Source organism: Lunatimonas sp. (assembly GCF_020832325.1).
In the GTDB taxonomy this organism is placed as follows: Bacteria; Bacteroidota; Bacteroidia; order Cytophagales; family Cyclobacteriaceae; genus Lunatimonas.
The window spans coordinates 77,640-101,184 of sequence record NZ_JAFIEU010000037.1 but is presented as its reverse complement, the minus strand read 5'-3'; the positions used below and the strand labels follow the sequence as shown (position 1 = coordinate 101,184).

The following is a 23,545-nucleotide window of genomic DNA, read 5'->3' as shown; positions in this document are numbered from 1 at the left end:
CATGCCCTCCGGTCTCGGGGGTGGGGAGCTAAGGACAAAGCAAACATGGAGCTCGTGTTTTGCCTAACTGCCCCGTGGAGGTTCGAATCCTTCTCCTACAGCAGGTTATTTTGGGTTTATTGTTAATTGACTAAAGCTATGAGACATTGTTTCATAGCTTTTTTTCGTTTTATCCCGATCGGTTTACCTTTCAAAAAGCTATAGATCCGCTTGGGTGGGTGATTTAGGCAAGGTGAAAAAAAAGGTACTTCCTTTCCCCGGCGCAGAGGTCACGCCAATGGTTCCTTTGTGGATTTCAACAATGCGCTTGCAGGTTGACAATCCTATGCCGGTTCCCGGGATACTGTCATGGCTGTGTAGCCGCTTCATAAATCCAAATACCTGTTCAGCATATTCCGGATCGAAGCCTGTCCCATTATCCCGGACAAATACTTTGATATCATTTTGTCGGTCTTCAAAATCAACTTGGATACAGGGATTTGATTCAGACCGATATTTGATAGCATTGCCAAAAAGGTTCTGAAAGAGACGGACTAGTTGGAGTTTATCGCCATTAACCATTGGTAATTCGGGTATCGCGAACGTCGCTTCGTTGTCTACAACTTGATCGTTGATAAGCTCTAGCGAAATCTCGCAAACTTCATTTAGCGAACATTTGGTAAACTCCACATCTTTTCCATCTATCTTGGCGTATTCAAGCAGATCATTGATCATTAATTTCATGCGCGAGGAATTTCTTTTGATCAAGGAAAAATAGCTATCCAGCTCACTTCCTTGTTGGATATGGCCTTTTGTTCCTATCAAGTTAATCAAACCAGAAATTGTATTCAAAGGTGCCTGAAGATCATGGGACGCGATGTACGCAAATTGCTCTAGGGCTTGGTTAACTTGCTTTAGCCGCTTGACAGTCTCCTCTGCTTCTTTTCTAGCCTTCATCAATTCTAATTCGTACTGTTTTCGCTGGGAAATATTCAGTAGTGAAAAACGGTATATCGGTTCAGATGCTGATTGCCCCATAACACGTCTGCCATTGATCAACACGGGAAGCTTTTTTCCATGTTTATCTACCAACTCCAGGTTGATTTCGGTAATCTCTCCCTGCATCTGCAGCAAAGGGAAAACATGAGTTTCTAGGTAGATTTTGCCGCCTATGGTCAATAAATCCTGAATAGATTTTTGGTGTATGATTTCAGCCCGGTCATAATCCAACCATTTCAACAAAGTGGTATTGCTATTCACGACAACCCCGCCTGTGCGGATTGATAGGTAACCAAAAGGTGCGTTTTGGTACAGGTCCTCGGCGTCTTCTTCAAATGTTATACCTGTTTTCACTGGGTTGATTTCAAGTAGGGTTGTAGGCAACGGATTACTTTGTCTGGTGCTGTGAGGTGCGGACAGTGCCCAGGAGAATCCAGCAACACATACTGACTGTTGGGGATTTGTTTATGCACATACTCACCCACCTGAACGGGAGCGATGATATCCGGGTGACATTGAATGACCAGCGTCGGAGCGGTAACACGAGGCAGATCTTTCCGGTTATCTCCCAAAAAAGTTACCTTGGCAAAATGCTTTGCAATTTCAGGGTTCATACTGCAAAAGCTGTTTTTGAGTTCTTCGGAAAACTCAGGCATTTCCGGGTTGCCTATAATTACGGGCGTAATAAAACTCGACCAGCCCAAATAGTTACTTTCAAGGGTATCAACCAATTCATCAATATCCTGCCGATTAAATCCTCCCACGTATCCCTCTTCATTGATGTAGCACGGTGAGGGGCCTACCAAAACCAATCGATCAAAAAGATCCGGCCTGGAAATTTGGGAGAGTACTCCTATCATGCTACTCACCGAATGTCCCACAAAAATCACGTTTTTAAGGCTCAAGTTATCGCAAATTTCAATAAGGTCATCCGCATATCCCTGGAGGGTGTTATACTTTTCAAAGTTGTAGGCACGTTGGTCGGAATTTCCCGATCCTACATGGTCGAATAAAATCACTTGGTACTCCTTCTCAAATTCCGGTGCCACAAAACGCCACATATTCTGATCGCATCCATACCCATGGGCAAACACCATGGGCTGTTTTCTATTGTTTGAGATTTTCACATTGTTCCTTACCGCAACTTCCATGCTTATAAAATTTAGACTTCAAAAACTACCTCGAGGTTTTTTTATTGCGAGCGCTTGGGGGTATAAACCGCTTAAATACTGCTCATTGGTTAAGTAATTGATATCCGATTTTGATTTTTATTGTGTCGATTGCCTACATCTTTTCATTTCTTATTGAATAGGTTTAGTGGTAAACATACTTAAAAAAGTTCACTTATCCGACTTCCAGCCCATTACAATGGTCTAATTCAATCCGTCTATGAATAAAAAATAGTACAACAATACGCACACCAAATGTCCAGCTACAGCTTGATGTTGGATGTCACCGCACTGAGTAGATTTTTTCTGCCTTTGAACGGATAAATTGGGAGCGTTGGCTATATGCCTTTCTGTAATATTTTTAATGCAACAATGTTGCGTTTAAGTATTATTAGGTATATTTGCATTTCATAAGGCGTTTGGGAATACGTCTGTTTTTAGCTTAAATGAAAGGATGATGTACGAAAGAAAACTACCCGTTACCGTGTTAAGTGGATTTTTGGGTGCAGGTAAAACCAGCCTCTTGAATCACGTGTTACACAATAAGGAGGGGCTGAAAGTTGCCGTAATCGTCAACGACATGAGTGAAGTAAACGTCGATGCCCGCTTGGTGGATAGTGATCTTCCGGGTGGTCTGCGGGAAAATGCGCTTTCCAGAACGGAAGAACGTTTGGTAGAGATGAGTAATGGCTGTATTTGCTGTACCCTAAGGGAAGACCTGATGGTAGAAGTGGAGAAGCTGGCAAAGGAAAGGCGTTTTGACTACCTTTTGATAGAGAGTACAGGTATCAGCGAACCGGTTCCTGTGGCCCAGACCTTTTCGTTCGTAGATGAGGAAAATGGGATAGATCTGTCTAGATTTAGCTACATCGATACGATGGTGACCGTAGTGGATTGTTTCAATTTTTTGCAGGACTTTGGCACAAATGAGCGGCTACAAGACCGAAATCTTACGGATATGGAGGGTGATGATCGGACAATCGTCAATCTGTTGACAGATCAGATTGAATTCGCCAATGTGATTATTCTCAATAAGACCGACCTGGTAGATAAGAAGACGCTGGGCATGCTGAAAGCAGCGATTCAAAAGCTAAACCCCGGAGCAAAGATTTTGCAAGCTGAATTTGGTAGGGTTGCTCCTTCGGAAATTTTACATACCGGACTCTTTGATTTTGATGAGGCGCAGAACTCGGCTGGCTGGCAAAGGGAGCTTCAAGCGGAGTTCCATACCCCCGAAACGGAGGAATATGGAATTGGGTCAATGGTGTTTCGTAACCCAAAGCCCTTTCATCCAGAGCGTTTTTGGAGGTATCTGAATCACGGTTATCCAAGCGGTATAATTCGTGCCAAGGGTCTTTTTTGGCTCGCTTCCCGACCCGATGATGCCCTTAGTTTTTCCCAGGCCGGAGGCTCCTCCCGCATGGAGCGGGCAGGAGTATGGTGGTGCAGCATGCCCTTTTCTCAACGGATGAAATATGCTTCTTTTCTAGAAAATCAGCAGGCAATTGAGAGCCGCTGGAGTAAGCAATGGGGAGACCGGATGAACGAGCTGGTATTTATCGGTCAGGATCTGGACAAAGAGCGCTTACTGTTAGAGTTGGAGGCCTGTCTGCTGCGGGATGAGGAGCAGTTGTTTTTTGACAAGAAAATTAGATTCAAGGATCCGTTCCCAAGAGAGATTTAGCGTTAAAAAATCAATAATCCGATTACCCGTAAGGTTCGGTACTTGGATAAAGTGGTCGATGAATTGGCTAAGGGTAAGAAGGTATACAAATTCATGCGTACCGGCTGATGGTGGAAAAAAATAGGCTCCAAATCGGCAACGAAGTGGAGCCGGTATGCTCAAAGCACCCCTTTGGTGCTGGGTAGTTGATTCAGGCGATGGATATCCCTAGCTACCGCCATTCGGATGGATTTAGCCAACGCCTTGAAGATTGCCTCGATTTTATGGTGTTCGTTGTCTCCTTCTACCTTGATGTTTAGGTTACATTTAGCGGTGTCGCTGAAGGATTTGAAGAAGTGGAAAAACATCTCCGTAGGTAGATCGCCTATCTTTTCCCTTTTGAACTCCGCGTCCCAAACAATCCAGGGACGCCCACCAAAGTCGATGGCCACTTGGGCCAGACTGTCGTCCATGGGGAGTAAAAAGCCATAGCGGGTGATGCCTTTTTTATCCCCAAGCGCTTTTAAGTAGGCCTCGCCTAGTGCCAGTGCCGTATCCTCGATCGTGTGATGTTCATCGATGTGCAGGTCTCCCTTTACGTTGATTTTAAGATCGGAGGAGCCGTGACGGGCTAATTGATCCAGCATGTGATCAAAAAAGGCCAAGCCGGTGGAAATCTCACTTTTTCCTGTTCCATCGAGGTTGAGTTCGATGTGGATTTGAGTTTCAGACGTATTTCGCGTTACGGTAGCCACCCGGGGAGGCATGCGCAGAAACCGGTAGATTTCATCCCAATCGGTCGTGGTCAGGGATGCACCCCCCACGGATTCCTCTCCGATGAAAATGGCTTTGGCTCCCAGGTTCTTCGCGAGTTGCACGTCAGTCTTCCGGTCTCCGATCACATAGGACTCGGCCAGGTTGTACTCCCCATTGAGGTATTCGCTAAGCATCCCTATCCCAGGCTTTCGGGTAGGAGCATTCTCATGTTCGAACGTTTTGTCTATGTGGATGGCTCGAAAGAATACATTCTCCTGCTCCAAGGTCTTCAGCATTTTATACTGTGCTGGCCAAAAATCCGATTCTGGAAAGGAGTCGGTACCCAGTCCATCTTGGTTGGTCACCATGACCAGTTCAAATTCAGTTTCCTCGGCGATTTTCCTCAGGTTGGAAATGGCCTTTGGCAAAAACTCCAATTTTTCCAGGCTATCCACCTGAAAGTCGGTGGGTGGTTCCTTGATGATGGTTCCGTCCCGGTCTATAAACAATATTTTCTTTCGCATTCGAACGTAGGTTTAGGAGGTGATCTGGGATAGGACTTCCAAGAGTTGCTTATTCTCGGTGGGGGTACCGACCGTTATCCGTAGGCACCCCTCACAAAGGGTGACCTTAGAGCGGTCCCGCACGATGATTTTATGCCGTACCAGTTCGTTGTAGATTTCTTTGGGTCGATTGATCTGTACTAGCAGAAAGTTGGCATGGGAAGGATGGATTTTATGAACTGCAGGCAGTTTTAGCAAGCCTGACTGCAATTGTTCCCTGGCATCCAGTATGTCGGCAGTCATGCGGTGCATGCTGCTTAAATCTTGCAATGCTGCCAATACTTTTGCTTGGGTAAGTCCGCTGATGTTATAGGGTGGTTTGATTTTGTTCAGAATGGAGATAATCTCTGCCGACGCGTAGGCCATTCCCAACCGTAAGGAGGCCAACCCCCAAGCTTTGGAGAATGTTTGCATAACCAACAGGTTGGGATGGTGGTCCAGGTCGCCGATAAAACTTGGCTCGTCACTGAAATCGATGTAGGCCTCGTCCACCACTACCAAACCTTCAAAGCTGCTGATCAGTGTCCGAATATCGGTGCGGTTCAGTTTGTTGCCTGAAGGATTGTTTGGCGAGCAGATAAACAATATTTTGGACTGTGGATTGAAGGCAGCCAGAATGGCTGGGACATCCAACTGGAAATCGGCAGTCAGCGGGACTTTAATGGTCGCCACGTCGTTGATGCCGGCACTTACCTCGTACATGCCATAGGTAGGAGGCAATAGAATAACATTGTCCACGCCGGGCCTGCAAAATGCCCGGAACAACAGGTCAATCGCCTCATCGCTGCCGTTTCCCAGAAAAAGGCGACTGGGGTCAATGCCTTTGATCTGTCCGATGCGTGCCTTTAGATCCTTCTGATAGGGGTCCGGGTAGCGGTTGAAGACCTCTTCGGTGATGGAACCAAATGGATTTTCGTTGGCGTCCAGAAAGATCCCTTCCTTGCCACTATACTCGTCTCTGGCCGAAGAATAGGGCTTGAGGGTGGCTATGTGGGGCCTTAACAGTCTATTCAGGTCAAATTCCATATTAATCCTTGCCGTTGATGTGGTTTATACGGATGGTCACTGCGTTTTTATGGGCATCTAGAGATTCGCTCGCAGCCATCACCTCCACAGTAGGTCCTAGGTTAAGCAGTCCTTTTTCGGTGATCTTTTGGTAGGTGATTTTCTTGACAAAACTGTCCAGGGACACGCCGCTGTGGTTTCTTGCGTAGCCGTTGGTGGGCAGGGTATGATTGGTACCGGAAGCATAGTCTCCCGCTGATTCCGGGGTATAATTACCCAAAAACACCGATCCGGCATTGACAATCCGAGCGGCAACTTCGTCTTCGTCGGCGACGGATAGAATAAGGTGTTCGGGGGCGTATTCGTTGATCAGCGCGATGGCTTTGTCCTGGTTTGACATCACGATAGCCACGCTATTGTCCAGGGCTTTTTGGGCGATTTTTTGACGGGGCAGCTTGGCTAGCTGGGCATCCACTTCTTTGAGGATTTTTTTGGTGATTTTTTCGGAGGAACACACCAACACCACCTGGGAGTCAATCCCATGCTCGGCCTGCGAGAGCAAATCAGCAGCTACAAAGGCCGGAATGGCGGTTTCGTCGGCATACACAAGTACCTCCGAAGGGCCGGCAGGCATGTCTATGGCCACGCCTTTTTTAATGGCCAGTTGTTTGGCTGCAGTCACGTACTGGTTACCCGGGCCAAAAATCTTATCTACCTTGGGCACGGACTGGGTACCGTACGTAAAAGCGGCAATGGCTTGTGCACCCCCTGCTTTCACGATGGTCGGAATGCCTACCAAGTCTGCTGTGTATAGGATAGCAGGGTGAATTTTACCTTCGGCGTTGGGGGGGGAGCAAAGCACTACTTCCTCGCATCCGGCCAGCTTGGCGGGTACTCCCAGCATGAGGACGGTAGAAAAAAGTGGCGCGGTACCACCTGGGATGTACAAGCCAACTTTTTGCACAGGAACGCTGCGGCGCATGCAGGTCACGCCCTCCATGACTTCCATCTCCAGATCGGGCGTTTTTTGGGCTTGGTGAAACTTCGTGATGTTTTCCAGGGCCTGTTGGATGGATTGTTTTAACTCTGCGGGCACCAGACCTTTTGCCTCTTCGATTTCCTCCTTCGTAACCAGCATCCGGTCGATTTCCACGTGATCGTACTCCAAAGCAAATTTGCGCAGGGCTTTGTCTCCCTGGCGTTTCACCTTTTGCATGATGGGCTTCACGATTTTTTCGATATCCTTTAGCTTGATGGCTGGCCTGGCCAGTTCTTTTTTCCAGCTATTTCGTGGGGGATTTACAAGGACTTTCATAGGATTAGTAGTGTCTTTTCAGCGTTGATACCTGCCATGTGATTGGAAAAACGTCGGATGGAAGGCGGATCCTCGTTTAAGAGGCTTGTTTATGTCATTACCGGTTTACTAGAGGACCATCTTTTCAATGGGAACCACTAGGATGCCCTCTGCACCTGCGGCCCGCAGTTCTTCGATGTTTTCCCAAAATTGGTCTTCGGCGATGACGGAATGTACCGAGGACCAACCCTCTTGGGCCAGCGGCAGGATGGTTGGGCTTCGCATTCCCGGAATCAGGGAGACGATACGGTCCAAGGAAGCATTTGGAGCGTTCAGTAATACATATTTGTTGCTCTTTCCCTTTTGCACGGCATTCATTCGGAAGAGCAGTTTATCCACAATGTCTTGCTTGGCAGGGGAGATTTTTGGATCCGCTATCAATACCGCCTCCGATCGGAATATCTCTTCTACTTCTTTCAGTCCGTTCATCATCAGGGTGGATCCGGAGCTTACAATATCACAGATCCCTTCTGCAAGGCCGATGCTGGGGGCAATCTCCACGGAGCCGCTGATTTCATGGATCTCAGCTTTTACGCGGTGTTTCTCCAGGTAGTCTCCCAGTATTTTGGGGTAGGACGTCGCAATGCTTTTGCCTTCAAAATGGCCGATACCGGCATATTCTTCCCCCTTTGGAATGGCTAGGGAAAGACGGCATTTGGAAAACCCCAGCTTCTTGACTACGGTAACTTCCTTGTTTTTTTCCACCAGCTCGTTTTCACCTACTATTCCCAAGTCTGCCACGCCATCGGAGACGTAACCCGGAATATCGTCATCCCGCAAGAACAAAAATTCAATCGGAAAATTGGTGGAGGTGGATTTGAGCTTGCCGGTACCGTTGTAAAACTTGATGCCACATTCCTTGATCAGGCTTAGGGAATCTTCGCTTAATCTACCACTTTTTTGTACGGCAATTCGTATGATGTTTTCCATGAAAGTATTTAGAGATTAAATGATAAGGGAATTTGGGTTAGTGGATTCAACGTATGATCCAAAATGAGTGCATGGGGATACGGGACGGCCGCTTAGTTGCCATGGTGGCAAAGCCGGTGGTGCCCATGCAAGGTAGGATGGGAAAAAATCGAATGAGAGACACTATGTTTGCGCACTGGCTTCATAACTTCCCGACAAATTTAGCGAGCGATTTCTAACATCCCAAATATCCCTACCATTTTGTGGGTTGGGTGCAAACAAAAAATCCTCCGGAATATGCTTCCGGAGGAATTAAGCCTTTAGCTGCGACTTTCTTTAAAAAATTGCCAGTTAAAAAAATAACCCAACTAACCACCTTCACATGCTACACAACCAACTACACCAGCCAACTGCACACCAACTTCACAAACTAACCACACAAACCAACTTCCATCAGCGGTGGATGATCTATTGATATCCGGCTGATTACGAAAATAAAGTTACCACTTGATGATTGGAATTTGAAAATTAATCGACTAACACGGGTATCCAGCAGGTGAACGGGTTGATTTGGTCGGTTAAAAAGACGTACGTGTTCATTGCGGTGATTTGTTTTTCCGTAATATACCGCAGCAATTGACGTGTACTATAGTAATGTTTGAACTTACTTTATAGAAACGTCTATGGAGACTAAATTGACACTAAGGTTTCATGATCAGTTTATCAAAAGAGCTAAGATTTATCATCATAAAAAAAAGACCAGTCTTTCAAAGATGATTCAATCTCACTTTGGCGCCATCACCCAACAAAGAAAAGATGCCGAAGAGACTGCGATTAGCCTTCTAGTGGAGAGTTTGATCGGTGTAATTGATTTGCCAGCTGCCTAACAAATAATTTTTTGCTAATGTTGGAGGCATCCCGGTCATGAAGTTATTTTTTTCAGGTGTCAGCTCGGATCGATTTCGCGGAATATGTTGGTTGTTTTGTGGATTTTTCATGCTTTTTCGTACCGGTATAGTAAGTAGAACGCTTGTATGTATAGGCTATATTTTGTTTAAATTAAATATACCGTTTGTAAAATTTTGCCAACTGCATTTTTTTTAAAATAATAATGGGGTCATTTTCGGTGGTTTGTTCCTCTTTAGGTTAGGAAGGCGAAATAACCCGCGCTCATGAGTATAAACCCGAAAAATAGAACCACCCTACCCGATATCCCTCTGCCGTACCGGCATGCGGCTACCATGGAGATTTTCAAAGACAAAGCAGATCTGGAAATTTGGAGAGCATTCGATGAAGGCGACGAAATGGCATTTAATTATATCTACCGGGTCCACGCACCGAACTTATTTCGCTTTGGCAGCCAAATCACTCAGGATCAGGCCATGGTCCAGGACTGCATACAGAACATCTTTATCGGGCTGAGAAAAAAGCGTGGGGGTTTGAGTGCCGTAGCGAGCATCAAGTCCTACCTGTACAAGTGCCTGCAACGGGATTTGATTCGGGAGCTCTCAAAGCAAAAAGGCAACAAAGTCAGTACGGAGACGCTGGGCGAAGGTTTTTTTGACATTGAAGTGTCCTTTGAGACAAAGCTCATACAGCAAGAGCGGGAAAGCGAGCAAAAAATCAAGATTCAGCAGGCATTGAGTCAGCTAACGAGCAGGCAACGGCAGGCGGTTTTATTGCTATATGAGGAAGGGATGAGCTACAAGGAAATAGCGGAGGTGATGGAATTAAACGAGGTAAAGTCGGCGCGGAAAATCATCTACAGGGCATTGGACAGCCTCAAGGCGCTGTTAAAAAGGAGCGAATCATAGAAGCGAGCAAACTTATGGAATATCCGACCGATATGAGGTATAAAGAGTACGAACTAGAGCATTTCCTGGTGGATGAGTTTTTCATTCAGTGGGTCAAGTTCCCCGATGAAAACAATCGCCATTTTTGGGAAAAGTGGTTGCAGGAGCATCCGGAGAAGCGGACTATCGTTCAGGAGGCTGCCCAGCTAATACGTGCGGTGCGGTACCGAAGTACTATTCCTGTCACCGATACGGTGTATGTAGAGACCTTTGAAAATATCGTGCGGTTTACAGGACCCATGGAGTATATGAAACCCCATGGACGAGGGGTTGGGCACCTATTAGGTTTTCTGACATTGCGAAAGGTAGTCGCAGTATTGGTACTTGGCTTCTGCGGATGGATGAGTGTTGCCCTGATGTTTCAGACAGCCGAAGAGGTAGCCGACGTGGCGGAGGAGATCCCTCTGGTGACCAAGGAAAATCCGGCCGGAGTAAAGTCACTCATTACCTTGACGGATGGAAGCAAAGTGTACCTGAATGCAGGCAGCTCCATTCAATACCCAAAGGAATTTGACTCCAATCTCCGGGAAGTTTCCCTAACCGGGGAGGCGTTCTTTGATATTCAGCCGGAATCCGATAGACCCTTTGTGGTCCGGACAGGCAATGCACGGGTAGAGGTATTGGGCACGAGCTTTAATGTGAATCAGCAGGAGGGAGGCAAACTGGCGGTAGCCTTGGTGACCGGTAAAGTTCGGGTCAAGGATGATAAGGGGAGTCAGGTGCAATTAGTGCCGAGTGAGATGTTGGTGATGAAAGAAGGAGGGGAGTTTTACAAAACTGCCTTTGATCCCTTGGAGGTGCTGGGTTGGAAAGAAAAGCAATTGGTGTTCAAGAAAGATACCTTCGAGTCCGTAAAGCAAAAAATTGAAAATTGGTATGGTGTAGAGGTGCAGGTTAATGGCAGAGTACCCCGGGGATGGGCCTATACCGGTGTGTACCAAGACGAGATGCTGGATAATGTGCTGGCAGGGATTTTTTATACTTCTGGTACTACCTATAAAATAGAAGGTAAAAAAGTAACGATCAACAATCCAAAGTAAACCCTATGGACTATTTCGAAGACAGCAGTTAATCATCAAAGGCAGCATCCGTTCTGGGGGGAACGGGACGCTGCCTTCTACCGCCTTGTGTCCGTGGAAAGAAGACAAGGCATGGTTCAAGCACAATTCTTAAACAATTCAATATTATGAAAAAAAATATACTTAGGCAATTGCTTATGCTGTCTAAACGATTATTGTATGGCTTTCTGATTCAAGTGTTCTTCTGCACCATACTCTTGGCTAATACAGGAAATGCACAGCGGAAGACCCTGGAGGAAGTGAAAATTTCGGTAAACCTATCCGAGAAGTCATTGAGCCAGTTTTTCAAGCTGGTGGAGTCGAAGACGGATTTTAGGTTTACGTATTCCAATAGTTTGGTAGATCTGAAAAAGACAGTTTCGGTGGAGTCGAACAACGGCTCACTTTACGATATTTTGGTTGATGTCTCCAAACAAACGGACCTGAATTTTGTGCAAGTGAATAGTAATATTCATGTTAGGGTGGATGGTGATAAAAATCACAGAATTGAGGTCGTAGAACAGGAATATGCTCTAATAAAAGGGCGAGTGACAGATGAACGAGGGGAGCCTATTCCGGGGGCTACAATTGTTGTTGAGGGAACTAATATTGGGGCCGTAACAAATATAAATGGGGAGTTTAGTCTTGAAGCATCTGAGGGATCGGTTTTAGTTATTTCATTTATCGGTTATAGATCGCAAAGAATAACTGTTGGAAATCAATCCATCATTAATATTACATTGGCGGAGGATCAGTCTTCGCTGGAAGAAGTGGTAGTTGTAGGGTATGGGACCCAAAGAAAGGCTGATATTACCGGCTCAGTCTCAACATTATCTGAAGATTTGATTCAGTCAAGACCCCTTGCCAATTTTGAAGATGCTCTCCAAGGAAGAGCAAGTGGTGTACAAGTAAGACAAACCGGTGGTGATTTGGAGGGAAGGTTTTCGATAAATATACGAGGAGTTGGTTCAGTAACAGGTAGTAATGATCCATTAATAGTGGTTGATGGTGTTCCTCTTTTCAGTTCTGATTTTTCGACCATTAATCCGAAAGATATCGTTTCAATGGATATTTTGAAGGATGCTTCTGCTACAGCTATATATGGTGCAAGGGCAGCAAATGGCGTTGTAATAATTACTACTAAGAAAGGGAAAGCAGGAAAAACCCAATTTACGCTTAGTACCGATATAGGGTTTGAGGAAATTTTTAATCGGTTCGATGTAATGAGTACTGAGGAACAAAGGTTATTATTCGTAGAGGCTTTCCGGAATTCAAACAGAAGTATTGCTACCTACGATGACCCATCTCATCCTGCATGGCAAGTCGATACAGACTGGCAAGATCTTGGTACAAGAACTGCTTTAAGACAAAACTACAATTTAGGATTTAGCGGAGGTACTGATAATACGCAGTTTTCTGGTTCTCTATCTTATTTAGATAGGCAGGGAACAATTGTAAATAGTGATCTTAAAAACTGGTTTTTGAGATTGAATCTCAATACCAAGATCAACGAGAAGTTTTCTGTTTCCACTAACTTGACGGGTAGTCACCAGATGCAAAATACTGTACCTGCCGACGACTGGAATTCATCCGGATACAGAAGTTTTATTTTTGAGCACTCGTACACAGAGCCGTTTGATGAGGCCGGTAATTTAACTGCCATAAATACCGTAGCAGCACCTTATTTTGGAGCGAATGCAAATCCGTTAATCGACATAATGCTCCCAACTAGAGAGAGAAATGTCACTAGACTATTGGGTAATGTGAAATTTGACTTCAAACCTACTAATGATTTAACAGTTTCTGCGAATTTAGGTGGAGATATTGTCAATGGAAAGGGATACACCTTTTTACCAGTCTATCAGATCGGACTTTTCGGAAGACCAGAGGGACAGGTTACCGTTCCAAATAGACAAGAGCTAAATTGGGTCACTGATTTAACGGCAAATTATGTGAAAAGATTTAACGAACATGATGTTAAGTTGCTCGGTGGATTTTCAGCTCAGCAATTTATTTTCGAAAACAGTTCAGTGACAGGTGCGGGTACAATTAATAACTCTTTGAACCAATTAGCTAATCAAATCAACTTCAATGCGAGTGGTTCTAGGGTTAGCTCTGGATTGGTCTCCACTTTTTTGAGAGCAAATTATTCTTATAGTGATAAATATTTATTTACGGCCACAGTTAGAAGAGACGGATCCTCAAAGTTTGGTCCGGAGAGTAGGTATGGTGTATTTCCTTCTGGATCGGTTGCTTGGAGAATTTCAGAAGAAGAATTTATTAAAAATTCGAAAGTTATTGATGATTTTAAATTGCGTACTAGTTATGGGCTTACGGGTAACCAGGAGATTGGCAATTTTGCCTTCCTAACCCGAGCTACTGGAACTCCTTATGTTTTCGGGAATAATTTAGTGGTAGGTAATTCGCCCCAAAATTTAGGTGATCCTAATCTCAAATGGGAATCCACTAAGCAATTTGATATCGGAACAGATATTTCTTTATTTGAGGGAAGGGTTTATTTAACTGCAGATTATTACAATAGGACCTCTCAAGACTTGCTTATTCAAACCCCAGTGGCATTGACGGCTGGTGTAACTGAGGATCCTACTGTAAATTTGGGATCCGTATTGAATAAGGGCTTTGAATTTTCTATTAACTCACGGAACACCGTAGGGAAGTTAGGTTGGAGTACCAACTTCAACATTTCATTTAATAGAAATGAGATTTTGGATATTGGAACCAACTCAATAGGTGAATCATTGGAAATTCCCGGGCAGTTGATCCCTCTTTCAAATCAACCGGCTAATCTATCTAGGGCGGGCCATCCAGTTGGGTCTTTCTATATGTGGCAATTTGATGGTGTTTGGCAACTTGGTGAAGAGGATGCTGCTAGAGCTTGGGCAGGGGCTGTACCAGGTGATCCAAAATATAAGGACTTGAATGGTAATGGGGTATTTGACGCTGGTGATAAAACCATAGTAGGCAATCCCCACCCCAGGTTTTTTGGAGGAATTGACAATTCATTTGATTACAAAAACTTCAGTTTGTCCGTGTTTTTTGACTTTTCCGGAGGTTTTCAGGTATATAATACCGCAAGAAACCTATTTGCGAGAGGAGTTCCATTTGTCCAGAACCTTGCGGAGGTTAATGATTTCTGGACTCCTGAAAACCCCAGTAATGCTGTCCCCAGACCTTCACAGGGAGGAAACACCACGACTTTGGTGACCATGGTTTCTGATAGGTTTTTGGAAAATGGAGATTTCATAAGACTAAAAAATTTAAGCTTAAGCTATAACTTTCCCTCCTACCTTTTTAATGATAAATCTGTTGAAGCCTTAAAATTGTCCCTTACAGGGACCAATTTGATCATGTTTACCAATTATACAGGACTTGATCCTGAAGCTTCAAGTAGGGCAAGCCTATTATCTGCAGGCATAGATTATACCCCATACCCACAAACTAGACTAGTTTCACTTTCAGCCCAAATTATTTTCTGATAGTTAAATCTCTTTAATCATGAAATCGTATAAATATATAACAAATTTTGCCCTCGCAATAAGTATATTTCTCAATTCGAATTGCACTTCAATTTTAGAGCCTATTCCAGAAGGGATTGTCCCAATGGCAGAACTGTACACAAGTGAAAGTAATATTATCACAGCTGTAAATGGGATATATAATCCATTACTAGGGCTATACCAACAAAACATGTTAAGGTTGACAGAACTTGCAGGTGATGACGGATGGACCTGGCGATTTGAAACCCAACCTGACCTATTTGAAGTGGACCCGACTTCTGGGCCTGTTCAGCAAGTTTGGACCTCCCATTACTTTGGGATTACCAGGGCCAATGGGGTATTGGACAATCTGTCCCAAGTACAGGATTTTTCAAGTGAAGAAATGAGAAGATCCATTGAAGGCCAGGCAAAATTCATGCGTGCCTTTTATTATTTTAACCTTGTGCGGTTTTTCGGAGCTGTCCCATTAATTGTTGAGGAAATTGTTGATAGAAATGATGCTGAAAAGCCGAGGAGCGGAATAATAGAGGTGTATGCCCAAATTAAAGTGGACATAAATGATGCTATACAATTGTTACCTCCGTCCTATAGTGGTGGGGTGGGCAGAGAAGTGGGCAGGCCTACTTCTAATGCTGCTAAGGCCTTATTGTCAATAGTGCATTTGGAATTGGAAGAATGGTCAGAAGCTGTCACTCTTTCCCAAGATTTACATGGGGCAGGGGTTCTATTGGCGAATTATAGTAACAATTTTAATGGCTCCCAGGAAAATAGTTCTGCATCTTTTTTTGAGGTGCAATATGGTGGGGTAATAGCCCAAACTACAACAAATAAAAGCATTGCCTTTGCTCCTGCTGATTTTGAAAACGGGTCCGCCTTCATTTTACCTACCGATGATGGACTGGAAGGTGAAGGGGGTGGTTTGTCATCTGGAAACGGTTTGATACAGGCCTTTGAGGATGGAGATCTCCGGAAGAACGTCATAGTGGATACTTATGGACTTTCAAATTTTATTGATCCTTCCAAACCTGATGGGAGCCTTTATTATGTCAATAAGTATTTCAATACTAGTGACCCCAGAGGATTGAGCACATGGAACTTCCCATTAATTAGGTATGTGGAGATACTATTGAATTTTGCCGAAGCATTAAATGAACTTGGATTTCAGGCAGATGGAGAAGCATTCGGCTTGTTAAATGAAGTAAGGGAAAATGCTGGTTTGATGCCTTTGACTTCTAGAGATCTTTCTAATCAAGATGAGTTCAGGGAAGCGGTGAGGAGGGAAAGGAGGATTGAGCTTGCCTTCGAAGCGAAGCGGTATTTTGATTTGAACAGATGGGGTATATTAGCCGATGTTATTCAAGTTCAAATGGATTATACTAATTTGAATTTCCCAAGGCAAAGACTAATATCCCATCCGATTACAGGGAAAGATTATCATTTGTATCCACTACCGGCTATTGAATTTGTCAATAATGTGCAGTTAGGAGAGCAAAACCCGGGATATTGAGAAGCTGTTGTATGAAAAAATTCATTTATGCGTTGGGGTTATGGGCTTTAATGGTTTGGGGATGTAATTCCCAACCCAACAAAGTGGCAAATTCAAATTCCGAAAGTACCGCACCCAATGTAGTGCTTATTATGGCCGATGATTTGGGATTCAATGACTTGGGCTGTTATGGCAGTATTTCGATAAAAACGCCAACTATTGACCGGCTTGCAGCGTCAGGTTTCAGGTTTACCGACTACCATTCCAATGGTGCGGTTTGCAGTCCAACCCGTGCTTCTCTGCTAACAGGGCTTTACCCTCAGGAAGCAGGAGTGGAAGGGGTTATTACTGCTAAAAGTCATAGAGACAAGGGAATGTCTTTAGACAAATTTACACTGGCAAAATTTTTAAAGGAGTCAGGTTATGCAACAGCCATATTTGGAAAGTGGCATCTGGGGTATAAACCGGAATTTGGCCCTAATGTGCAAGGATTTGACCAATTTGTGGGATTTGTAAGCGGAAATGTTGATTATTTCAGCCATATCGATCAGGAAGGATATGAGGACTGGTGGAATAATCAAGATCTTGAAAATGAAGTCGGCTATTTGACTGATTTGATCACGGATAAGGCACTTGATTACTTGGAAGATAGAAATATGGACAAACCATTTTTCCTGTATTTGGCCCATGGTGCCCCCCATTCCCCCTATCAGGGACCCAGTGATAATGCGGATAGGACAGTCGGCGGTGATTTTCCGATACAGGGAAGTCGTGAAGATAAGGAAACTGCCTACAAGGAAATGATAGAATCTCTGGATGGTAATGTTGGCAGGGTAATGGACTACCTCGAAAAAAACCAGCTTTCAGAAAACACGCTGGTTATTTTCTGTTCAGACAATGGAGGCACCAAAAACGTTGGATCAAATGCACCGTTCAGTGGATTCAAAGGACAACTTTACGAAGGAGGGCATAGGGTCCCGGCTATTTTCTACTGGAAAAACAGGATTCCCCAGAAAGTGTCTGAAGAGTTGGTATTATCCATGGATTTGTTCCCAACTATTGCCGGCTTTTTGGGTTTAGAGGTGCCAAAGGGTTTGTCGGGGAAGAATCTTTCAGAATTATTTTTTGAGGACAGCCCTACTAACTTGGAAGAGGAAAGGATCGTATTCTGGAGATTTGGAAATCAAATTGCTGCCCGGAAAGGTAATTGGAAATTGTTGAAAATTGGTGAATCATCAAGTTTATATGATCTGTCCACTGATATTCAGGAATCAACTGATATCAAGGAAGCCTATCCGGATGTTTTCCAAGAATTAAATAAAGCCTATAAGGAATGGGAGTCTGGTTTAACTGAAGAAATAATCGCCTCCTGATCGCTATCATAGGACCAAGCACTTGCGCAAATGATTAAAGCCTAAAAGTACATTACCAATAAATAAAGATTAGCTATGTCTAAAATAATAGAAATTCGAACTTTATTTTTTATAGTCCTAATTGGCATCTCTATTCAATCAAAGGGACAGTCGACCAGTTCACCTAAGAATCCGAATATTGTATACATCTTAGCAGATGATTTGGGGATTGGAGATGTTTCTGGGTATAATCCCGATTCCAAAATCAATACCAAAAATTTAGATCGATTGATTAATCATGGGTTGAAATTTTCCGACGCGCATACCAGTTCGGCGGTATGTACTCCAACCCGATACGGCATCATCACCGGGAGGTATAACTGGCGGTCTACCTTAAAAAGCGGTGTATTGGGAGGTTATTCCAAACCCCTAATAGACAGTGGTAGGTTGACCGTAGGTGATCTTCTCCAACAAAAGGGGTATCATACCGCTTTTGTTGGAAAATGGCATCTCGGCTGGGACTGGGCATTTAAGGAAAATACCTCTGATATCGATAACCTCGCCAATAATTTCGATATTGATTTTTCTAAGCCCATTACAAATGGCCCCAAAGATCTGGGGTTTTCTTATTCCTATGGATTCAGCGGTTCATTGGATATGCCCCCTTATGTATATGTGGAAGATAATAAGGTCACGGCTTCACCTGACAGGGTTACTGTCAATGTAGACGATAAGGGATTTTGGAGGGAGGGTCCCACCGGAAGTGATTTTGACCATGTTCAGGTATTGCCTCACCTTACCGATAAAGCGGTGGAATACATCCATCGGCAATCCGATACAGGGAAACCGTTTTTTCTTTATTTTGCCTTGCCAGCACCCCATACCCCGATTTTGCCGACTACAGAGTATATGGGAAAAAGCAATACCAATATGTATGGGGATTTTATGTTACAGGTAGATGATGTGGTTGGGCAAATAATCCAAGCATTGGAAGACAAGGAACAACTTGAAAACACGATTTTAATTTTTGTCAGTGACAATGGCTGCTCTCCTAAGGCAAGTTTTCCTGAACTTGAAAGGGTAAATCATAATCCCAGTTTTATTTATAGAGGCCATAAGGCTGATATTTATGAAGGTGGGCATAGGGTGCCTTTTATTGTTCATTGGCCGGAAAAAATACAGCAAGCCAGAACTGTCTCTTCAACAATATGCACCACAGATTTAATAGCCACCCTGGCAGATTTGGTAAGTTTTGAATTGCCAGCACAGGCGGGAGAAGATAGTTTTAGCTTCTTACCTCTAGTGTTGCAAGGAAATGAAACCACATTTTTGAGGGAGGCAACGGTACATCATTCGATTGATGGGAGTTTTGCCATAAGAAAAGAGGAATGGAAACTTATTTTGTGTCCGGGGTCTGGAGGTTGGAGTTTTCCCAGGACACCGGAAGAGTTAAAAGGGTTGCCGCCAATGCAGCTTTTCAATCTCGATAAGGATCCGGCTGAAACGCAAAATATAATCGAAAGCCATCCTGACAAAGTTCATGAATTGAAATCTCTCCTGACAGAATACATACAAAATGGCCGAAGTACGCCTGGAATACCGCAGAAAAATGATGGACCGGAAAATTGGAAACAACTTTACTGGATGTACGAGTGAGCAGCTAGCATGTTGAAAAATAGGATGAAATCGAGCATGACGCGAGCGACACACACTGGGATGCCTATCAACCATGCGAGATTCCATGTGACCATTGAAAAATCAATTATAGACACATGAAATCAGTAGGATGATGATACCGGTTAAAAATTCTAAAATGCATGTAAACATGATAGTTATTTTATTTTTATCGATTTTATTCTCATGTACCCCTGAAAGTAAGAAAAAGGCGCGTCCAAATATTGTGATTATTTATGCCGATGACCTAGGGTATGGGGACGTTCAATCCTATAATCCGAAGAGGGGTAAAATTTTAACTCCTCATATTGACCGGTTGGCAGCGGAAGGTATGTCGTTTACAGATGCGCATTCCTCATCGGGAGTTTGTTCTCCTTCGCGGTATACCCTGCTTACCGGCCGGTATCACTGGCGCAGTAGGCTCCAAAAGGGAATTGTTGAATTATATGGAAAACCGCTAATCACCCAGGAAAGGCTAACCCTAGCTGGTCTGGTAAAACAGCATGGTTACCAGACCAGTTGTATTGGTAAATGGCATTTGGGGTGGGATTGGCCGATTCCTGATGATCAAATGAATTTATTCCGATCAGAAGAAAAAGATGTTGTTGCCACTATGGAACATAAAAAAGTATGGAGAGAGGTGTTTTCTCTTCCGATTCCGGGCGGTCCGACATCTGTTGGTTTTGATGAATACTTTGGTACGGATGTGCCTAACCATCCCCCTTTTTGTTTTATAGAGAACGACAGGACGGTGGGCATTCCCACGGAATTCGGAGCACCCCGTCTATTTGGGCGGAATCAGGCCAGCCTCCAAGGGCCGGCGAGGGAGTTTTGGGCATTGGAAGATATTTTACCTACTTTAGCCGCCCGTTCGACGGCATTCATTGAACGGGAGGCGGCGGCTTCTCGGCCTTTTTTTCTTTACCTATCCCTGACGTCGCCACATACACCTCTTTCCGTAAATGACGAGTGGTTTGGTGAAAGCAAACTATCACTCTACGCAGATTTGGTCATGGAGACTGATGCGGTCGTGGGAAGGGTGCTCGAGGCAATAGAAAGAAGCGGGGTAATGGAGAACACCTTGGTAATATTCACTAGTGATAATGGGTGTGCACCCTATGTGGGCAATACAACTACCGATGAAGCTCACGACCTTAATATGAAGGTGTGGAGCTGGGATAGAAATGCCCCCCCTGTTGCGTCCATGGAAGAGAAAGGCCATTATCCAAGTGGACCTTTTCGGGGATATAAATCGGACGTTTGGGAAGGGGGGCACCGTGTTCCGTTTATTGTACGGTGGCCCGGCAAAGTAAAATCCGGGAGTTCATGTGACCAGTTGGTTCATCAGGCAGACCTTATAGCCACCATTGCTGATATCCTAAAGACACCTTTGCCGGCCAATGCTGGTGAAGACAGTTATAGCCTGACTCCTTTGCTACGGGGAAGCAATAAGCCTGTCCGGGAACATGCAGTAAGCACGTCAATAAATGGCTTACCCGGTTTGCGCCAAGGGAATTGGAAATACATAGCAGGTCCCGGGTCAGGTGGTTGGACACCCGGGGAAAGCGACCTTCCGGTACAACTCTACAACCTGGCAGCTGACCCCGGTGAAACCCAAAATCTGGCCAGCCAGGAACCCGATCGGGTAAAACAGATGGAGGAACTTCTGGAAAAGCTTATCTCAGAAGGCAGAAGCACTCCCGGCCCAATCCAGCAAAATGATGTTGAAGTGATCCGATATCCTAGCAAATAATAACCGATGTTCGAGAAGACCGGTGAGATCAGATATGAGCTGCTTACGGGATTCATCCATGCATACGACGCACATTTTTCATCATATTGCCTTTTGTACACGTCAAGTACTTCCTCCATGCTTGCGACAAATGAGCTGCTCTGACCGAGAGGGTTCACCCAACCTTTTACTTTTTAAGGTTTAAGTTAATTTTTTTTAACGTGTTATACCTACTTCTACATAGGGTCTGCTTAACAAGCAAGAAATAACATCAGTAATCGGAATTGAGCGGATGTTTTCTTATTTTTTGGACTACTAAGTGCAAGGTTTTATGAGAAAGAACGTCAAATTGCGCGCGCCCAGGATCGAATTTTCCAGTCCGAGATAGCTTAGTCTAGCGGGTTCCGACACTCCTTTATTCAACCAGCTTGACCCATCCAACCGTCGGGTTGTTCTAAGGTCCTTGGTACCCTTGTATGAGCGGGTCGGGCTGTTCACCAGTCATATAGCCGACTGGCTCAGAGTTTTTTCCCTGAGGCCGAAAAAAGTGGCAAACCTTCTTTCTGGGCGACTTGACAACCACAATTTTTCAAAAAAGGGTTATCTTAATGGGGATTTTGCGTTAGATTGAATTTTTCACCCCAAATACCACAAGCATTATGATCGAACTAAAATACAAGAGCAGCTCCATCTGGTACGCCTTCTTCATTACTACTTGTTTGTTTTCCATCAATCTTCCTGCCCAACAAAAGCCTATCAAAAAACCAAATGTCATCCTGATCATCACAGACGACCAAGGCATTGGGGACTTAGGCGCTATAGGGAACCCCATCATAAAAACGCCAAATCTGGATGCATTTTATGGTGATGCGGTTAGGTTCACTAACTATCACGTTTCTACGACCTGTGCCCCGACAAGGGGCGCACTGATGACCGGAAGGCATACCAATCGGCTAAATGTTTTCCATACCATCACCGGGCGATCGTTGCTTTTCGAAGAAGAAGTTATATTACCGCAGATTTTTGCCCAAAATGGCTATACCAATGGGATGTTTGGCAAATGGCATCTGGGTGATAATTTTCCGCTTCGCCCGGAAGACAGGGGATTTCATGAAGTGGTTCGGCATGGGGGAGGGGGCATTGGCCAAGGTCCGGACTATTGGGATAATGATTACTTCGATGATACCTATTGGCATAATGGCGAGCTTGAAAAATACGAAGGCTATTGTACGGATGTGTTCTTTTCAGAAGCGATGGCATTTATAGAAGCGAACAAGCATAGCCCATTTTTCGCATACATTTCCACAAATGCACCACATGGTCCGCTAAACGTGCCAGAAGAATATATTGACCTCTATAAAGAGTACAGCGATGAGGAGCTTCCTGAGCGATTCAAAAGATTTTATGGGATGATTACCAACATCGATGACAACTTTAAGCGACTGGAGCAGAAACTGGATGAGTTGGGTTTGACGGATAATACCATCCTGGTCTTTACTACGGACAATGGCACTGCGGGTGGAAATACTATCTACGACGGTGGCTTAAGGGGTGCCAAAGGATCCGTATACGAAGGTGGCCACCGGGTGCCCCTGTTTATCCGTTGGCCAGACGGACAGCTGACAGGTGGTAAAGACATTGATAATTTGGTGGCACACTACGATTTGCTTCCCACCTTTGTGGATCTTCTTGGGTTAGATTTTAATCCCGTGAAGCCGCTTGATGGTATCAGTCTTAATCCCCTGCTTACAGAAAGCACCACGTCTTGGCCAAATAGAGTCCTGTATGTAGATACCCAGCGACTACAGAATTTGGTGAAGTACAAAGATTATTCCATCATGGATGATCGATGGAGACTAGTCAACGGGACGGAACTCTATGACATGACGAATGATAAAATCCAGTCTAATAATGTCATTGACCAGCATCCGTTGGTGGTGGAAAAATTAGCATTGGGGTATGAAAAATGGTGGCAGTCTATCATGGATGAAGGGCCTAACGAGCGCTATGCCTATATAAAGGTAGGTGCTGGGAAGGAGAACCCCAGCCGAATTAATGCCCACGATATGTTGACTGGGAAGCATGGGTCAGCATGGCATCAGAATGGTGCCACTGCTGCGGCACAGGCTACCGGGCGATGGAAAATCGAATTTGTTGCCGATGGAGAGTATGCTGTTTCCTTACGCCGGTTTCCAAGGGAAAGTGGTCTGCCAATTAATGCGGTTTTCCCTGCCCAGGAGAAAATTGTGCGGCTTGAAAGGGCGAAGATGGGCAGTGAAAAAGAAGATTTTGAACAAGCCTATGTGTATGTAGCCAACTTGGAAGGAACCAAAAATATCGAAGCGGGGCAGGAAGAAGTCACGTTTACGGGGTATGTTTCCGCAGGCAAGTACGATATGGAAGCCCAACTCATTGACTCCGCAAAACGGGTGTTTCCTGCCTATTACGTGTATATCGAAAAATTGCCCTGATAAA

Annotated in this window: 16 protein-coding genes and 2 pseudogenes; 11 read left to right on the top strand and 7 right to left on the bottom strand. The window is 44.5% G+C overall.

Annotation, left to right across the window (positions count from 1 at the left end; all coding sequences use genetic code 11):
- Positions 1-198: 198 nt before the first annotated feature.
- Together JJU34_RS13440 and JJU34_RS13435 are read right to left on the bottom strand one after the other, a co-directional pair.
- Entirely contained in the window at positions 199-1,332 is a 1,134-nt protein-coding gene (locus JJU34_RS13440) for an ATP-binding protein (protein ID WP_228692895.1), read from the bottom strand.
- Positions 1,329-2,129, bottom strand: a complete 801-nt coding sequence (locus JJU34_RS13435; RefSeq protein WP_228692894.1) for an alpha/beta hydrolase — start codon at positions 2,127-2,129, stop codon at positions 1,329-1,331. Before JJU34_RS13435 ends, JJU34_RS13440 begins: the two co-directional genes overlap by 4 nt.
- 472 nt (positions 2,130-2,601) lie before the next feature.
- Between JJU34_RS13435 and JJU34_RS13430 the strand changes: the two genes are divergently transcribed.
- Together JJU34_RS13430 and JJU34_RS13425 are read left to right on the top strand one after the other, a co-directional pair.
- Positions 2,602-3,831 carry a GTP-binding protein gene (locus JJU34_RS13430; RefSeq protein WP_228692893.1) on the top strand — a complete coding sequence of 410 codons (1,230 nt, stop codon included), beginning with the start codon at positions 2,602-2,604 and terminating at the stop codon, positions 3,829-3,831.
- 6 nt (positions 3,832-3,837) lie between these two features.
- A pseudogene (locus JJU34_RS13425) lies at positions 3,838-3,939 on the top strand (DUF2200 family protein); the annotation flags it as partial.
- Between the two features lie 50 nt (positions 3,940-3,989).
- Here JJU34_RS13425 and hisB read toward each other — a convergent pair.
- From hisB to hisG, 4 genes are all read right to left on the bottom strand, one after another.
- On the bottom strand, positions 3,990-5,090 hold the full coding sequence (gene hisB, locus JJU34_RS13420) for a bifunctional histidinol-phosphatase/imidazoleglycerol-phosphate dehydratase HisB (protein ID WP_228692892.1): 1,101 nt from the start codon (positions 5,088-5,090) through the stop codon (positions 3,990-3,992).
- Between the two features lie 12 nt (positions 5,091-5,102).
- Entirely contained in the window at positions 5,103-6,155 is a 1,053-nt protein-coding gene (gene hisC / locus JJU34_RS13415; RefSeq protein ID WP_228692891.1) for a histidinol-phosphate transaminase, read from the bottom strand.
- Between the two features lies 1 nt (position 6,156).
- Complete coding sequence (gene hisD, locus JJU34_RS13410; RefSeq protein ID WP_228692890.1) at positions 6,157-7,449, bottom strand: histidinol dehydrogenase; 1,293 nt, start codon at positions 7,447-7,449, stop codon at positions 6,157-6,159.
- 108 nt (positions 7,450-7,557) lie between these two features.
- Positions 7,558-8,418, bottom strand: a complete 861-nt coding sequence (gene hisG / locus JJU34_RS13405) for an ATP phosphoribosyltransferase (protein ID WP_228692889.1) — start codon at positions 8,416-8,418, stop codon at positions 7,558-7,560.
- A gap of 662 nt (positions 8,419-9,080) precedes the next feature.
- Between hisG and JJU34_RS13400 the strand changes: the two genes are divergently transcribed.
- From JJU34_RS13400 to JJU34_RS13365, 8 genes are all read left to right on the top strand, one after another.
- Positions 9,081-9,284 (top strand): DUF6364 family protein, encoded by a 204-nt coding sequence (locus tag JJU34_RS13400; protein ID WP_228692888.1) that lies wholly within the window; start codon positions 9,081-9,083, stop codon positions 9,282-9,284.
- A gap of 285 nt (positions 9,285-9,569) precedes the next feature.
- Positions 9,570-10,211, top strand: a complete 642-nt coding sequence (locus JJU34_RS13395; RefSeq protein WP_228692887.1) for an RNA polymerase sigma factor — start codon at positions 9,570-9,572, stop codon at positions 10,209-10,211.
- A 14-nt stretch (positions 10,212-10,225) separates the two neighbouring features.
- Complete coding sequence (locus JJU34_RS13390) at positions 10,226-11,290, top strand: FecR family protein (RefSeq protein ID WP_228692886.1); 1,065 nt, start codon at positions 10,226-10,228, stop codon at positions 11,288-11,290.
- A 146-nt stretch (positions 11,291-11,436) separates the two neighbouring features.
- The gene (locus tag JJU34_RS13385) at positions 11,437-14,805 is read left to right on the top strand and encodes a TonB-dependent receptor (protein WP_228692885.1); all 3,369 of its coding nucleotides are present in this window, start codon (positions 11,437-11,439) and stop codon (positions 14,803-14,805) included.
- Positions 14,806-14,824: 19 nt separating this feature from the next.
- On the top strand, positions 14,825-16,333 hold the full coding sequence (locus JJU34_RS13380; RefSeq protein WP_228692884.1) for a RagB/SusD family nutrient uptake outer membrane protein: 1,509 nt from the start codon (positions 14,825-14,827) through the stop codon (positions 16,331-16,333).
- 11 nt (positions 16,334-16,344) lie between these two features.
- Positions 16,345-17,685 carry a sulfatase-like hydrolase/transferase gene (locus JJU34_RS13375; protein WP_228692883.1) on the top strand — a complete coding sequence of 447 codons (1,341 nt, stop codon included), beginning with the start codon at positions 16,345-16,347 and terminating at the stop codon, positions 17,683-17,685.
- 75 nt (positions 17,686-17,760) lie between these two features.
- Positions 17,761-19,320 (top strand): arylsulfatase, encoded by a 1,560-nt coding sequence (locus JJU34_RS13370; protein ID WP_228692882.1) that lies wholly within the window; start codon positions 17,761-17,763, stop codon positions 19,318-19,320.
- A gap of 169 nt (positions 19,321-19,489) precedes the next feature.
- The gene (locus JJU34_RS13365; protein ID WP_228692881.1) at positions 19,490-21,091 is read left to right on the top strand and encodes an arylsulfatase; all 1,602 of its coding nucleotides are present in this window, start codon (positions 19,490-19,492) and stop codon (positions 21,089-21,091) included.
- A 27-nt stretch (positions 21,092-21,118) separates the two neighbouring features.
- On the opposite strand, the pseudogene JJU34_RS13360 reads toward JJU34_RS13365, so the two are convergent.
- Positions 21,119-21,291 (bottom strand): annotated as a pseudogene (locus JJU34_RS13360) (IS630 family transposase); the annotation flags it as partial.
- Positions 21,292-21,729: 438 nt separating this feature from the next.
- Here JJU34_RS13360 and JJU34_RS13355 point away from each other — a divergent pair.
- The gene (locus tag JJU34_RS13355; protein ID WP_228692880.1) at positions 21,730-23,541 is read left to right on the top strand and encodes an arylsulfatase; all 1,812 of its coding nucleotides are present in this window, start codon (positions 21,730-21,732) and stop codon (positions 23,539-23,541) included.
- The last annotated feature ends 4 nt before the right edge of the window (positions 23,542-23,545 follow it).

Bases quoted from the DNA above. Each gene is read 5' to 3' on its own strand.
- JJU34_RS13380 (WP_228692884.1), top strand. From the start codon at position 14,825: ATGAAATCGTATAAATATATAACAAATTTTGCCCTCGCAATAAGTATA.
- hisD (WP_228692890.1), bottom strand. From the start codon at position 7,449: ATGAAAGTCCTTGTAAATCCCCCACGAAATAGCTGGAAAAAAGAACTG.
- hisG (WP_228692889.1), bottom strand. From the start codon at position 8,418: ATGGAAAACATCATACGAATTGCCGTACAAAAAAGTGGTAGATTAAGC.
- hisB (WP_228692892.1), bottom strand. From the start codon at position 5,090: ATGCGAAAGAAAATATTGTTTATAGACCGGGACGGAACCATCATCAAG.
- JJU34_RS13370 (WP_228692882.1), top strand. From the start codon at position 17,761: ATGTCTAAAATAATAGAAATTCGAACTTTATTTTTTATAGTCCTAATT.
- JJU34_RS13400 (WP_228692888.1), top strand. From the start codon at position 9,081: ATGGAGACTAAATTGACACTAAGGTTTCATGATCAGTTTATCAAAAGA.
- JJU34_RS13390 (WP_228692886.1), top strand. From the start codon at position 10,226: ATGGAATATCCGACCGATATGAGGTATAAAGAGTACGAACTAGAGCAT.
- JJU34_RS13435 (WP_228692894.1), bottom strand. From the start codon at position 2,129: ATGGAAGTTGCGGTAAGGAACAATGTGAAAATCTCAAACAATAGAAAA.
- JJU34_RS13365 (WP_228692881.1), top strand. From the start codon at position 19,490: ATGATAGTTATTTTATTTTTATCGATTTTATTCTCATGTACCCCTGAA.
- hisC (WP_228692891.1), bottom strand. From the start codon at position 6,155: ATGGAATTTGACCTGAATAGACTGTTAAGGCCCCACATAGCCACCCTC.
- JJU34_RS13355 (WP_228692880.1), top strand. From the start codon at position 21,730: ATGATCGAACTAAAATACAAGAGCAGCTCCATCTGGTACGCCTTCTTC.
- JJU34_RS13375 (WP_228692883.1), top strand. From the start codon at position 16,345: ATGAAAAAATTCATTTATGCGTTGGGGTTATGGGCTTTAATGGTTTGG.
- JJU34_RS13385 (WP_228692885.1), top strand. From the start codon at position 11,437: ATGAAAAAAAATATACTTAGGCAATTGCTTATGCTGTCTAAACGATTA.
- JJU34_RS13430 (WP_228692893.1), top strand. From the start codon at position 2,602: ATGATGTACGAAAGAAAACTACCCGTTACCGTGTTAAGTGGATTTTTG.
- JJU34_RS13395 (WP_228692887.1), top strand. From the start codon at position 9,570: ATGAGTATAAACCCGAAAAATAGAACCACCCTACCCGATATCCCTCTG.